This window comes from Sandarakinorhabdus rubra (assembly GCF_010994245.1).
GTDB lineage: Bacteria > Pseudomonadota > Alphaproteobacteria > Sphingomonadales > Sphingomonadaceae > Sandarakinorhabdus > Sandarakinorhabdus rubra.
The window spans coordinates 1-13,042 of record NZ_WMHO01000058.1; the positions used below are offsets into that span (position 1 = coordinate 1).

The 13,042-nt window shown below is 66.8% G+C and carries 16 protein-coding genes and 1 pseudogene; 8 read left to right on the forward strand and 9 right to left on the reverse strand.

Going from position 1 to position 13,042, the window contains the following annotated elements:
* Positions 1-309 (reverse strand): annotated as a pseudogene (locus tag GJV64_RS05375) (ATP-dependent DNA helicase); the annotation flags it as partial.
* A gap of 84 nt (positions 310-393) precedes the next feature.
* Between GJV64_RS05375 and GJV64_RS05380 the strand changes: the two are divergent.
* The 3 genes from GJV64_RS05380 (at position 394) to GJV64_RS05390 (ending at position 3,102) form a co-directional block, all read left to right on the forward strand.
* Complete coding sequence (locus GJV64_RS05380; protein ID WP_164156267.1) at positions 394-1,983, forward strand: lysine--tRNA ligase; 1,590 nt, start codon at positions 394-396, stop codon at positions 1,981-1,983.
* Between the two features lie 91 nt (positions 1,984-2,074).
* The gene (locus GJV64_RS05385) at positions 2,075-2,500 is read left to right on the forward strand and encodes a cupin domain-containing protein (RefSeq protein ID WP_164156252.1); all 426 of its coding nucleotides are present in this window, start codon (positions 2,075-2,077) and stop codon (positions 2,498-2,500) included.
* The gene (locus tag GJV64_RS05390; protein WP_164156253.1) at positions 2,497-3,102 is read left to right on the forward strand and encodes a TetR/AcrR family transcriptional regulator; all 606 of its coding nucleotides are present in this window, start codon (positions 2,497-2,499) and stop codon (positions 3,100-3,102) included. The genes GJV64_RS05385 and GJV64_RS05390 overlap by 4 nt, the downstream gene beginning before the upstream one ends.
* Here GJV64_RS05390 and bdcA read toward each other — a convergent pair.
* The 3 genes from bdcA to GJV64_RS05405 all read right to left on the reverse strand — a co-directional run bounded on the left by bdcA (position 3,099) and on the right by GJV64_RS05405 (position 4,373).
* Positions 3,099-3,812: an SDR family oxidoreductase gene (gene bdcA / locus GJV64_RS05395; RefSeq protein WP_164156254.1), complete on the reverse strand. Its 714-nt coding sequence runs from the start codon at positions 3,810-3,812 to the stop codon at positions 3,099-3,101. The two genes, GJV64_RS05390 and bdcA, sit on opposite strands and share 4 nt — an antisense overlap.
* 80 nt (positions 3,813-3,892) lie before the next feature.
* Positions 3,893-4,069, reverse strand: coding sequence for a hypothetical protein (locus GJV64_RS05400; RefSeq protein ID WP_164156255.1), 177 nt, complete (start codon positions 4,067-4,069; stop codon positions 3,893-3,895).
* A gap of 97 nt (positions 4,070-4,166) precedes the next feature.
* Positions 4,167-4,373 carry a cold-shock protein gene (locus tag GJV64_RS05405; RefSeq protein ID WP_164156256.1) on the reverse strand — a complete coding sequence of 69 codons (207 nt, stop codon included), beginning with the start codon at positions 4,371-4,373 and terminating at the stop codon, positions 4,167-4,169.
* Positions 4,374-4,694: 321 nt separating this feature from the next.
* Between GJV64_RS05405 and GJV64_RS05410 the strand changes: the two genes are divergently transcribed.
* Entirely contained in the window at positions 4,695-5,489 is a 795-nt protein-coding gene (locus GJV64_RS05410; RefSeq protein ID WP_164156257.1) for a hypothetical protein, read from the forward strand.
* On the opposite strand, the gene GJV64_RS05415 is transcribed toward GJV64_RS05410, so the two are convergent.
* Genes GJV64_RS05415 through hisB form a run of 5 tightly spaced genes read right to left on the reverse strand, consistent with a single transcriptional unit; the run spans position 5,473 to position 8,469 of the window.
* Positions 5,473-5,787, reverse strand: coding sequence for a phosphoribosyl-ATP diphosphatase (locus tag GJV64_RS05415; RefSeq protein WP_164156258.1), 315 nt, complete (start codon positions 5,785-5,787; stop codon positions 5,473-5,475). The two genes, GJV64_RS05410 and GJV64_RS05415, sit on opposite strands and share 17 nt — an antisense overlap.
* The gene (hisF, locus tag GJV64_RS05420) at positions 5,774-6,553 is read right to left on the reverse strand and encodes an imidazole glycerol phosphate synthase subunit HisF (RefSeq protein ID WP_164156259.1); all 780 of its coding nucleotides are present in this window, start codon (positions 6,551-6,553) and stop codon (positions 5,774-5,776) included. Before hisF ends, GJV64_RS05415 begins: the two co-directional genes overlap by 14 nt.
* Entirely contained in the window at positions 6,550-7,269 is a 720-nt protein-coding gene (gene hisA, locus GJV64_RS05425; protein WP_164156260.1) for a 1-(5-phosphoribosyl)-5-[(5-phosphoribosylamino)methylideneamino]imidazole-4-carboxamide isomerase, read from the reverse strand. Before hisA ends, hisF begins: the two co-directional genes overlap by 4 nt.
* Entirely contained in the window at positions 7,266-7,874 is a 609-nt protein-coding gene (gene hisH / locus GJV64_RS05430; protein ID WP_235927613.1) for an imidazole glycerol phosphate synthase subunit HisH, read from the reverse strand. Before hisH ends, hisA begins: the two co-directional genes overlap by 4 nt.
* A complete protein-coding gene (gene hisB / locus GJV64_RS05435) occupies positions 7,867-8,469 on the reverse strand; it encodes an imidazoleglycerol-phosphate dehydratase HisB (protein ID WP_164156262.1) in 603 nt (200 codons plus the stop codon). Before hisB ends, hisH begins: the two co-directional genes overlap by 8 nt.
* Positions 8,470-8,509: 40 nt before the next feature.
* On the opposite strand from hisB, the gene GJV64_RS05440 reads away from it, so the two are divergent.
* The 4 genes from GJV64_RS05440 to GJV64_RS05455 all read left to right on the forward strand — a co-directional run.
* On the forward strand, positions 8,510-9,307 hold the full coding sequence (locus GJV64_RS05440) for an NYN domain-containing protein (RefSeq protein WP_164156263.1): 798 nt from the start codon (positions 8,510-8,512) through the stop codon (positions 9,305-9,307).
* A gap of 52 nt (positions 9,308-9,359) precedes the next feature.
* Positions 9,360-9,908 carry an ATP-dependent protease subunit HslV gene (gene hslV, locus GJV64_RS05445; RefSeq protein WP_164156264.1) on the forward strand — a complete coding sequence of 183 codons (549 nt, stop codon included), beginning with the start codon at positions 9,360-9,362 and terminating at the stop codon, positions 9,906-9,908.
* A complete protein-coding gene (hslU, locus tag GJV64_RS05450; protein ID WP_164156265.1) occupies positions 9,905-11,203 on the forward strand; it encodes an ATP-dependent protease ATPase subunit HslU in 1,299 nt (432 codons plus the stop codon). The genes hslV and hslU overlap by 4 nt, the downstream gene beginning before the upstream one ends.
* A gap of 59 nt (positions 11,204-11,262) precedes the next feature.
* On the forward strand, positions 11,263-13,042 hold a 1,780-nt coding region (locus tag GJV64_RS05455; protein ID WP_164156266.1), incomplete at its 3' end, for a M1 family metallopeptidase.

Below are 13,042 nucleotides of genomic sequence, written 5' to 3' on the forward strand. Positions count from 1 at the left end.
GGCGGCGCGCTGCAGGAAGGCGGCATCGCTGTCGGCTGCCGGCGGCGCAATGTTCAGCGCGGTGGCCAGCCCGCGCGGCGTTGGCACCGCAAAGCGCGCCGGGTGGAGAAAGGCGAACAGCTCCAGCAGGTCCAGCCCCGACAGTTCGCCCAGCCCCAGCCGGCTGGCAGTGACCGGCGCGTTTAGGATCAGGTGCGGGCTGTCGCCGGCGCGCGCGATCGCCTCACCGCGTGCCACGGCCCGCACGCTGCCGTCTGCAGCGGCGATCCACACGCCGGCGTGACTGGCCACCAGCGCCGGCAGCGCCATGGCCGCAGCGGATTCGGTTGCACTCGTCACCGCAAGCCGCCACAGCAGCGCCGTTCAACCGACGACAAGATTTGAGCGATGACCATGTCTCCTGATGTCATGCAGGCCGAGGCGCTGCAGAACAAGGCCTGGCCCTACGAGGAAGCGCGCAAGGTGCTGGCGCGCTATCCGCAAGGCGTGCCGGCCGGCCACACGGTGATCTTCGAGACCGGCTATGGCCCGTCGGGCCTGCCGCACATCGGCACCTTTGGCGAGGTGGTGCGCACCACCATGGTGCGCCGCGCCTTCGAGGCGATGGCGCCGGGCGTGAAGACGAAGCTGATCGCCTTTTCTGACGACATGGACGGGCTGCGGAAGGTGCCGGACGGCATCCCCAACCCCGAGATGCTGCGCGAGGACCTGGGCAAGCCCTTGACGCAGGTGCGCGATCCGTTCGGCACGCACAGCAGCTTTGGCGCCCACAACAACGCCCGGCTGCGCGCCTTCCTCGATTCGTTCGGCTTTGACTACAGCTTCATGAGCTCGACCGAATGCTATGCCTCCGGGATGTTCGATGCGACGCTGCGGCTGATCCTCGAACATTATGACACGGTGACCGGCATCATCCTGCCCACGTTGGGCCCGGAACGCCGCGCCACCTATTCGCCGTTCCTCCCCGTCGATCCCGCCACCGGCATCGTGCTGCAGGTGCCGATCGTGGCGCGCGACGTGGCGGCCGGCACCGTCACCTATGTGCGGCCCGGCACGAATGAGCAGGTCACCGTCCCCGTCACCGGCGGCCATTGCAAGCTGCAGTGGAAGGTGGATTGGGCGATGCGCTGGCTTGCGCTGGGCGTCGATTACGAGATGGCCGGCAAGGACCTGATCGACAGCGTCATCCTGTCGGGCAAGATCGTGCGGGCGCTGGGCGGCAACCCGCCGGCCGGCTTCAACTATGAACTGTTTCTCGATGCCGAGGGGCAGAAGATCTCCAAGAGCAAGGGCAACGGCCTGACGATCGAGCAGTGGCTGGACTATGGCCCGCCCGAGAGCCTCGCGCTCTACATGTACCAGAACCCGAGGAAGGCGAAGCGCCTGCATTACGACGTGATCCCGCGCGCCATCGAGGATTATGCCGACTTCCTGGCCCGCTATCCGGAACAGCCGCTGGAACAGCAGCTGGGCAATCCGGTGCATCATGTCCACGAAGGCAAGCCGCCCGCATCCGACCTGCCGGTGAGCTTCTCGCTGCTGCTGAACCTCGCCTCGGTCGCCGCCACCGACGACCCGGCGCGGCTGTGGGGTTTTGTCAGGAAGTATGCGCCAGGCTCGTCGCCTGAAACGCACCCGCTGCTCGACAGGCTGGTGCATCACGCGGCGGCCTATGCGCGCGATTTCGTGGTGCCGGGCCTGAAGCGGCGCGCGCCGACCGAAGCGGAAGCGGCGGCCCTGCGCGACCTCGACTCCCGCCTCGCCGCGCTCGGCGAGACTGCGGATGCCGAAGCCTACCAGTTCGAGGTTTACGAGGCCGGCAAGGCCGCCGGCTATGCCAACCTGCGCGACTGGTTCAAGGCGCTGTACGAAATCCTGATCGGCAGCGAGAACGGCCCCCGCATGGGCGGCTTCATCGCGCTCTATGGGCTGGGGCAGAGCCGGGCGCTGATTGCGGACGCGCTGGCGGCGGCCAACGCCTGACCTGGCGCTCTACAAATTTGGTTGCACTGGGACGCAACCAAGTATATCCAGATTTGGCTGCATTTTCGTGCAGCGAAATCTGGAGGCTGTCATGCCGCACACCGAACCCACCAGCGCAGACAATACCTATGTCGTGCTGGGCGAAACGCTGCGCCCTATGCTCACCAACGCCATGGGATCGTCCATCGAGATTTTCGACACCACCGGTACACCAGGCGGCGGCCCGCCGCCGCACACTCACAAGTGGGAAGAAGTCTACGTCGTGCTGTCTGGCGAAATGGACGTGCATGTCGATGGCACGACAAGGCGCCTTCGCCCCGGCGACTACGCCCATGTTCCCGCCAACACGCCGCACGGTTACACCACCATCGATGAAACCCGCTTCCTGACGATCGTCACCAAGGGCAACGCGGCGCGCTTCTTCAAGCAAGTGTCGAGCGAAGTCGAAATGAACCCGCCCGATATCGCCGGCGTCGTGCGGGTTGGGGCCCAGAATGGGATCAACTTCCTGCCGTGACCACCCGCACCTATGTCAGCCCGAAGCGCGAGGAGAAGGCGCAGGCCACCCGTGCCGCAATTCTGGCAGCCTTTGCCGAGCAACTGTCAGAGGGCAATGACCGGCTTTCCCCCAGTGCGGCGGCAGCGCGCGCCGGCGTTTCGCTGCGCACGGTGCATGTTCATTTCCCAAATGAGGAAAGCCAGGTTGCGGCCCTGGCAGAGTGGCTGGACCACCAGCTCTACCCCGAAGGCGTGGTGCTGTGCGCGGGGCCAGACGATCTCGTCCGCTATTTCCGCGATATTCACCGGCAGGCGCTGAAACATCCGATCACCCGATCGCTGGCGTTCGGCCGAGGCGCCTGGCGAACCGTGCGCGACCGCCGCCGGGTCGATCGGTTGGCCGCCGTCCGCCAGGCTGTCGAGGCGATTGGTGCGCCGGCCGACGCAACCAGGCAGGCGGCCGCAATGCTGCTGAGCCTGTCTGGCGCGGACGCGGCATTCCGGTTGCTCGATCACGGCTTGGCCGTGGAAGAGGCGCCCGACGTCATCGCCAACATGGTGGCGCTTATTGTCGGCCAGTTGCGGACCCAGACCAGCGACCCGTCTGCAACCGTGCGCTAGATCCCCATCCCGCCATCAATCGTCTGCGTCGTGCCCGTGATCATCGCGGCGGCCGGGCTGGCGAGGAACAGGACCAGGGCGGCGATCTCTTCGGCGTGGGCGTGGCGGGGGATGGCCATGATCCCGTGCAGCATCTTGGCGAGCGGCCCTTCTGCCGGGTTCATGTCGGTATCGACCGGGCCGGGTTGCACCACGTTCACGGTGATGCCGCGCCCGCCGAAGTCGCGGGCGAGGCCGCGGCCGATGCCCTGCACGGCGGATTTGGACATGGCATAGGCGGTGAAGCCCGGCCCCGGTACACGGTCACCGTTCACCGAGCCTATGATGATGATGCGGCCATTGTCGCGCATCTGGCGCCCGGCCTCCACCCCGGCGAAATAGACGGCGCGCACGTTGATGTCGATCAGCCTGTCAACGGCAGCGGGATCCAGCTTCAGCGGATCGCCCATGATGGCGACGCCGGCGTTGACCACCATGATGTCGAGCGGGCCGGCAGCGGCCACCGCGGCAATCAGTTCGTCGCGGTTCGCGCTGTCGGCCTTCACCGCCGTCGCGCCCGTCTCGGCCGCCACCGCCGCCGCCGCATCGGGAGAGCCCGAATAGCTGAAGATCACACTGGCGCCGGCGGCGGCCAGCTGGCGCACGATCGCCGCTCCGATGCCGCGGCTGCCACCCAGCACCATCGCTGTCTTGCCTTGAAGATCGCTCATGCCACTGCGCTCCGCTGTCGGTTCAACCGGGCGGAGTATTGCGTGACGGGGCTGCGATGTCCAACCGCTGGTGCGGTGGCTCAGGCCGGCGTGCGCTTGATGCGTTCGGCCTGCACGACGGATTCCTTGTCGGCCAGGGCCTGCCAGGCAGCCTGGGCGCGCAGGAACATGGCGCGCTGGTTGGACAGGCCGGCATCGGCCGCCATCCGCGCGCACGAGAGAATCTGGGTTTCGAGGAACTCGCTGGTGGCGCGCATGGCAGGTCCTTCGAAACGGAGGGGGCGCCAAGGCGGCGCATTTGTTGATCTGGGCGCGGCGAGCCTGTGCCCGCCGCGCCCGATCGGTCAGTTGCTCTCAAGCAGACTGGAGATTGACGGCCGAGGTCTTGCCGCGGCGATCGGTTTCCAGTTCGTAGGAGATGCGCTGATCCTTGTCCAAGGTGCGCATGCCGGCGCGTTCGACGGCGCTGATGTGCACGAAGTTGTCATCGCCACCGTTTTCCGGCGAGATGAAACCATAGCCCTTGTCGGCATTGAAGAATTTGACGGTTCCGGTGATCATGGGTGTTTTCCTTTCACGAAAACAAGAAACCCACCCGCAAAGGTGCGGATGGTGCTGAGTGCGTGGGAGGAGAAGGAGATCGGCGAGAACCGGTATCAATTTCCGTCGCAGGCGACGATAGCAAGCGCCATTTGGGGCTGATCTCGAAGAAAGTCAAGGTCCCTGCAATTTTTGTGGAATTGAGCGTCGATATTTCTTGTCGACTTCGTATGGCTGCCACTTTGACGGCTACCCCATTTGCGTCGGCGGGATCACCCGCTGCGGCAATGGTGCGCGCGCAATAAGCTTGCCCCGACCGCGTGGAGCGATGACACTGGTGCCATGACAAACGCCCTGTCCCGCTGCGGCCCGACGACAGCCCCGGCAACGCTGCTGCTGGCGCTGCTGGTCGCCCTTGCCGCCCCGGCACAGGCGGCAGCCGTCGATGATTTCCGCGCCGGGAACTGGGCGGCAGCAGCCCGCTCCGGCCGGACCGAAAATGACGTGGCGGGCCTGATCCTGGCCGGCCGCGCGCGGCTGGCGATCGCCGGCTACCAGACAGCGGAGAAGGCCCAGGCACTGGCGCTGGTGGCCGAAGCCGAAGCCGATTTCGATGCCGCCCTGGCGCGCGCGCCGGGCAATGTCGAGGCGCAGCTGCAGAAGGCGGTGGCCATCGGCTATCGCGCCCAGCTCACCCGCGGCATCGGCCTCGCCAAAGAGACGCGGCGCCGGTTCGAGGCGGTCCGCGCTGCCCATCCCGACAACAGCCTGGCCTGGGCCGCGCTGGGCGGCTGGCATGGCGGCAGCATCGCGACGGTGGGCAGCTTCCTGGCCGGCACGGCACTGGGCGCGAAGAAGAGCGAGATGGAACGCTGCTATGCGCAGGCGCTCAAGCTGGCGCCTGGCCTGCCCTCCACCCGCACCTTCTTCGCCATCGCCCTGCTCGACCTCGATGCCGACAATGCGGCACGGGCGGCAGCCGTGCTGAAGGGCATCGAGACGCTGCCTGCCGGCGACGGCTTCGAAGCGCTGCAGAAACGCTTCGGGATCGAGTTGGCGGCCGCCTTGGCCAAGGGGGATGCACGGGCGGCGCAGGCCACGGCGCGCAAGCTGAAAGCCTTCAGCCGGATCGCTTAGACTTTTCCTCGAGGCCCGACGTGCCTTCGCGGCGGGCCAGTTCGGCGCGCACATCGTCAAACGTCAGCCCGGCATCGGCGAGCAGCACGGCAAGGTGGAACATCAGGTCGGCGCTTTCCGACACGATGGCGCGGCGATCATCCTCGATGGCGGCGATCACCACCTCCACCGCCTCCTCGCCCAGCTTCTGGGCCAGCTTGGCGCGGCCCTTGGCGGTGAGCCGGGCGACATAGGAGGTTTCGGGATCGGCACCACGCCGCGCGACGACGGTGGCCAGCAACTGATCAAAGCGCTCCATGAAACACCTCCCGCACAGGCAGGCCGGCCGCGGCCAGCGCCGCGCGGGCCTGCCCGATGCTGACTTCACCAAAGTGGAAGATGGACGCTGCCAGCACGGCCGAAGCATGACCCTCGCGCACCCCGCTGACAAGATCGGCCACGCTGCCGACCCCGCCCGAGGCAACCACCGGCACCGGCACCGCATCGGCAATGGCGCGGGTGAGCGCCAGGTCATAGCCGGCCTTCGTCCCGTCGCGGTCCATGGAGGTCAGCAAGATCTCGCCAGCGCCCAGCCGTGCGGCTTCGATGGCATAGGCCACGGCATCAATGCCGGTGGGCGTGCGGCCGCCGTGGGTGAAGATTTCCCATTTTCCGGGTGACACCTGCTTGGCGTCCACCGCCACCACCACGCATTGCTCGCCAAAGCGCATGGCCAGCTCGCCAATCAGCGCGGGGCGCGCGACGGCGGCGCTGTTCACCGCCACCTTGTCGGCCCCGGCCAGCAGCAGCGCGCGGGCATCGGCCACGCTGCGCACGCCGCCACCCACGGTCAGCGGCATGAAGCATTGATCGGCGGTGCGCTCGACGATGTCGAGCAGGGTGCCGCGCCCTTCGTGACTGGCGGTGATGTCGAGGAAGCAGAGCTCGTCGGCGCCGGCGGCATCATAGGCAGCGGCCGCCTGCACCGGATCGCCCGCATCGCGCAGGGCAACAAAGTTGACGCCCTTCACGACGCGCCCGCCAGCAACGTCGAGACAGGGGATGATGCGCACGGCGAGCGTCATTGCGCCACCTGTATGGCCTCGGCCAGATCGAGCCGGCCATCATAGAGCGCGCGGCCGGTGATGACGCCTTCGATGCCGGGCTTGCCAACAAGCGCATGGATATCGGCGATGGAGGCCACGCCGCCGCTGGCAATCACCGGCAGCGAGGTTGCGGCGGCCAGCGCCACGGTCGCCTCGACATTGACGCCCTTCAGCATGCCGTCGCGCCCGACATCGGTGAACAGCACGGCGGCCACCCCGGCATCCTCGAAACGGCGGGCAAGATCGGCAACCGGCAGCGTCGACACATCGGCCCAGCCGCGCGTCGCCACCAGGCCATCGCGGGCATCCACCGCGACGACGATGCGGGCCGGGTGATCGGCGGCAAGGCCGCGCACCAGATCGGGATTGTCGAGCGCGGCCGTGCCCATAACCACGCGCCACACGCCGGCGGCAAGCCAGCCTTCCACATGCGCAGCGGTGCGTATGCCACCACCAACCTGGACCTTTCCTGCACCGAACCCGGACAGCGCCGCCTTGACGCCGGCGGCATTGCGGCTGTCACCGGCAAAGGCGCCATCCAGATCGACGACGTGCAGATGCGTGGCGCCTGCCGCACGGAACAGCGCGGCCTGCGCGGCCGGATCATCGGCATAGACGGTGGCGCGGTTCATGTCGCCTTCGGCCAGCCGCACACACTGGCCGCCCTTCAGGTCAATGGCCGGGAAGATGATCATGACGCGAGCCAGTTGGACAGGAAGGCCAGCCCATAGGCCTGGCTCTTTTCCGGGTGGAACTGCACGCCAGTGATGTGCCCGCGCTTCACGATGGCCGCAAAGCGCCCGCCGTGATCCGACACCGCCTGCACATCGGCGGGATCATCGGGCGTGAAGGCGTAGGAGTGCACGAAATAGGCGTCGCCCGACGGCACGGCGGCGCCATTCACCGCTTCGACGCGGTTCCAGCCCATGTGCGGGATCTTCAGCCCGGGATCGGCCGGCGCCATGCGGGCGACAATGCCCGGCAGCCAGCCCAGACCCTTGTGGGTGCCATGTTCGTGGCCCTCGCTGGCGAGCAGCTGCATGCCCACACAGATGCCGAGGAACGGCACGCCGCGGCCATTGACGGCCTCGTTCAGCGCCGCCTCGATGCCGGTCTTCTCGCGCAGCTGGCCAATGCACTGGGCGAAGGCGCCGACGCCGGGCAGCACGATGCGGCCTGCGCCTGCGATCACCGCCGGATCGTCGGTGACCACCACGCGGGCGCCGGCCCGCTCCAGCGCTCTGGCCGCAGAACGCAGGTTGCCGGCGCCATAATCGATCAGCGCGACCGTGTCAGACACCACCAAGGGTGCCCTTGGTTGACGGAATGGCATCCGCCTTGCGCGGATCGATGGCGACCGCCGCGCGCAGCGCCCGCGCCAGGCCCTTGAAGCAGCTTTCGGCGATATGGTGATTGTTGACGCCATAGAGCGTCTCGATGTGCAGGGTGATCCCCGCGCTGCCGGCAAAGGCGGCGAAGAATTCCTTGAACATCTCGGTGTCGAGCGTGCCCAGCTTGGGTTGCGAGAAGTTGGTGCGCCACACCAGATAGGGCCGCCCCGAAATGTCGAGCGCCACGCGGGTCAGCGTCTCGTCCATCGGGATCAGCGCATCGCCATAACGGGTGATGCCGCGCCGGTCGCCCAGCGCCTTGGCCACCGCCTCGCCCAGCGCGATGCCGGTATCCTCGGTGGTGTGGTGGCCATCGATGTGCAGGTCGCCCACCGTCTTGATGGTGAGGTCGATGAGGCTGTGCCGCGACAGCTGCTCCAGCATGTGATCGAGGAAGCCGATGCCGGTCGAAACATCATACACGCCGGCGCCGTCGAGGTTCACGTGCACCTCGACCTGGGTTTCCTTGGTGTTGCGCTGGATCGTTGCTGTGCGCGCGCTCATCGGCCTGGCTCCTTGGAGCGTGCGCCTAGAGCATTGCGCCATGAGGGGCAAGTTCACCCGCCCTCTTGCGGCAACGGGGCTGGATTGGCACGCTGTTCCGATGAGTACGTCCGGTGGAGCCAAACGAATTGTCGTTCTCATTGACGGCGACAATCTGACCGGCAGCTATGCGGATTCACTTTTCGCGATCATTGCGGCGCTTGGCACGACCAGTGTCCGCCGGCTTTATGGCGATTTCCAGAACGGTCGCATGAAGGACTGGCTGGCTGCCATGGACAAGCACGCCATTGCGGCCGTCCATGTGCAACCAACGGGTGGCAAGAACGGCACCGACATGGCCCTTGCCATTGACGCCGTGGACCTTTTGCACAGCAACCGGCCGGATATTTTCTGCATCGTCACATCTGACAGAGATTATGCACGCCTGATTATCCGCCTACGTGAGGCAGACTGTGCGGTACACGGCTTTGGCGAGGCAAAGGCGCCGGCCAGCTTGGCAAACGCCTGTAATCACTTTCATCGATTGAAGGGCAGCACGGCCGCGGCGGTTCATGTCTCTGCCGAGCCAAAGGCCGCATCGAAATCAGTCCAAGGCCCGGTGGTGCAACGACACCCTTCGCGGGCCAAAGCATGGATTGATGCGGCCTTTGAAGCGTCCGGGTCGGAATGGCTAAGCCTCAGCGCCCTCGGGACGGCAATTCGCAAATCAGAGAACGCTTATCTCAAGAAGACGGGCTTTGCCTCGCTGAAGAAATTGCTGACGGCGCTCAACGACACTTATGAACAAGGCATCGCTGCAGACGGCAAGACGGCGCAGGTCCGCCGCCGCAAGCCCTGACCCCTTCAACTCGCCCGCTGGCGTCCTACATGGGGCCAACGAAAGGCACCCTATGAGCGAACTCCCGCAATTCCACGGCACCACCATCGTGTCCGTCCGCAAGGCTGGCCAGGTCGTCGTTGCCGGCGATGGCCAGGTGACGATGGGGCAGACGGTGATGAAGCCCAATGCGAAGAAGGTCCGGCGCCTCGGCCCCAAGGGCGAGGTGATCGGCGGCTTTGCCGGTGCCACGGCCGATGCCTTCACCCTGTTCGAACGGCTGGAGGCCAAGCTGGAGCGTCACCCCGGCCAGCTGCTGCGCGCCGCCGTCGAGCTCGCCAAGGACTGGCGCACCGATCGCTATCTCAGGCGCCTCGAAGCCATGATGATCGTGGCTGACCGCGAGGTGACGCTGGTGATCACCGGCAACGGCGACGTGCTGGAACCGGTGGGCGGTGTGGCCGCCATCGGGTCAGGCGGCAATTTCGCGTTGGCCGCCGCGCGCGCACTCGCCGACAGCGACCACAGCGCCGAGACCATCGCACGCCGCGCCATGAAGATCGCGGCCGATCTGTGCGTCTACACGAACGAGGAACTGACCGTGGAAGCGATCGAACTGTGAGTGCCGACCTGACTCCCCGCCAGATCGTTGCCGCGCTGGATCGCCACATCATCGGGCAGGACGATGCCAAGCGCGCCGTCGCCGTGGCACTCAGGAACCGCTGGCGCCGCCAGCAGCTGCCGGACGATCTGCGCGATGAAGTGGTGCCCAAGAATATCCTGATGATCGGCCCCACCGGCTGCGGCAAGACCGAGATCAGCCGGCGGCTCGCCAGGCTGGCGAATGCCCCGTTCATCAAGGTGGAAGCCACCAAGTTCACCGAGGTCGGCTATGTCGGCCGCGACGTCGATTCGATCATCCGCGACCTGGTCGAGGAATCGATCCGGCTGGTGCGCGAGACACGCCGCGCCGCCGTGAAGGACAAGGCCGCCGACGCCGCCATGGCCCGGCTGCTCGACGCGCTGGTGGGCAAGGACGCCAGCGAGGCGACGCGGCTGGCCTTCCGCCAGCGCTTCGAAGCCGGCGACCTGAAGGACCGCGAGGTGGAGATCGAGTTGGCCGAAGCTGCCCCCAGCTTCGAGCTGCCCGGCATGCAGCCCGGTCAGGTGGGCATGATCAACCTGTCGGACATGATGGCGAAAGCGATGGGCGGGCGCACCAAGCGCCGCAAGATGAAGGTGGGTGCGGCGTGGGACGCGCTGCTGGCCGAAGAGTCGGACAAGCGCCTCGACGACGAGGACATCCAGCGCGAGGCGGTGCGCAACGCCGAGGCCAACGGCATCGTGTTCCTGGACGAGGTCGACAAGATCGCCGTGTCGGACGTGCGCGGCGGCAGCGTTTCCCGCGAGGGTGTGCAACGCGACCTGCTGCCGCTGATCGAAGGCACCACGGTTGCCACCAAGTATGGCCCGGTGAAGACCGACCATGTGCTGTTCATCGCCTCGGGCGCCTTCCACGTGGCGAAACCCTCTGACCTGCTGCCCGAACTGCAGGGCCGGCTGCCGATCCGCGTCGAGCTGAAGGGCCTGACAGAGGATGATTTCCGCCGCATCCTCAATGACACAGATGCCAGCCTGATCCGCCAATATGCCGCCCTGCTGGCCACCGAGGGCGTGACGCTGACTATCACGGCGGACGGCATCGACGCCATCGCCCGTACTGCCGCCCAGGTGAACGAGACGGTGGAGAATATCGGCGCCCGAAGGCTGCACACGGTCATGGAGAAGTTGCTGGAGAGCGTCAGCTTCGAGGCCAGCGACCGCGGCGGCGAAACGGTGAGCGTGGACGCCGCTTTCGTGGCGCGGGAACTGGCCGACATCGCCGGCAATCGCGACCTGTCGAAATATATTCTCTAGCCTTGCCTTCGGGTGGGCTGCGCGGCACCAACGGCGCAGCCCAGCCGAAGGACATGATGATGCGCCGTTCCGCCCTGCTTGCCGCCACCCTGATCGCTGCCCCGGCCCTGGCACAGGCCGTGCCGCTGGGCCGCCTGCCCGACACGGTGCGCCCCACCGCCTATCGCATCGATCTGAAGGCCGATCCGGCGCAGGCCGACTACAGCGGCCATGTCGAGATCGATGCCACCGTGAAGGCGCCCAGCCGGACGGTGTTCCTGCATGGTCTGGGCCTGAAGGTGACCCGCGCCGACGTGGTGGTGGGCAAGCGCGTGCTGAAGGCGCGCTATAGTGAGGTGGATCCTTCCGGCGTCGCCCGGCTCGACCTACCGGGCAATCTGCCGGCCGGCAGGGTGACGCTGCGCTTCGATTACAGCACCGGTTTCCGCGAGGGCGCCGAAGGCCTGTTCCGCGCCAAGGTGGGCGAGGACTGGTATGCCTGGACCCAGATGGAGCCACTGGACGCACGCCGCATGTTCCCGGGCTTTGACGAGCCGGGCTTCAAGGTGCCCTTCACCGTCAGCCTCACTGTGCCGAGCCGCCTCAAGGCCTTTGCCAACACGCCGGAAGTGGGCAGCACCACCCGAGCCGGCTGGACCACCCACCGCTTCGCGCCATCGAAACCGCTGCCCACCTATCTGGTGGCGGTGGGCATCGGCGATTTCGACGTGCGTGAAACAACCATCCCGGCCAATGCGGTGCGCAAGACCCCGCTCGCCTTCCGGGTGATCGCCACCAAGGGCCAAGCGCCCCGCATGGCGACCACGCTGGCCGAAACGCCGAAGATCGTCGGCCTGCTCGAGGACTATTTCGGCATCGCCTACCCCTATGAAAAGCTCGATTTCATCGCCTCGCCAGTGATGGGCGGGGCCATGGAGAACGCCGGCCTGATCCTGTTCCAGGACACGCTGATCCTGCTGGGTGACGCGCCGCCGCCCAGCCAGATGCGCGGCTTCGGCACGGTGGCCGCTCACGAACTGGCCCACCAGTGGTTCGGCGATCTCGTCACGCCGACCTGGTGGACCGACATCTGGCTGAACGAGAGCTTCGCCGAATGGATGGGCAACAAGACGGCGCACCGCTGGCGTCCGGACCTGGGCATCGCGGCGGGCGAAGTGGCCGATGCCTTCACCGCCATGGACACCGATTCGCTGGGCCGTGGCCGCCCGATCCGGCAGGAGATCAGCCGCAACGACCAGGTGATCAGCGCCTTTGATTCGATCACCTATCTGAAGGGCGCCCAGACGGTTTCGATGTTCGAAAGCTTTGTGGGCGAGGAGAATTTCCGCAAGGGGGTGCAGCTGCACCTCAATCGCTATGCGTATCGGAACGCCAGTGCCGAAGATTTCTTCGCCAGTGTCGCCGAAGCCAGCGGCAACCCGCGGCTGGTGCCAGCCTTGCGCAGCTTCACCGATCAGACCGGCGTGCCGCTGGTGACGGTGCGCGATGCCGCCACCGGCATCAGCCTGTCGCAATCGCGCTATGTGCCGCTGGGCATCGCCACGGATCGGATGCTGCGGCGCTGGCAGATCCCGCTGTGCCTGTCGCGCGGTGACGGCAAGGCGTGCACCCTGCTCAGCGAGGAAAGCGCCACGGTTCCGCCGCTGGTCGGCACCGCGGCGGCGCTGGTGCCCAACGCCAACGGGGCCGGCTATTATCGCTTCAGCCTCGACAATGCGGGCTGGGACCGGCTGATCGCCGCCGCCGCCGCCCTGCCGGAGCGCGAGGCGATGGTGACGGCCGACAGCCTGTGGGCGGAATTCGCCGCCGGGCGCACCGATTTCGCCCGCGTGGTGGCCG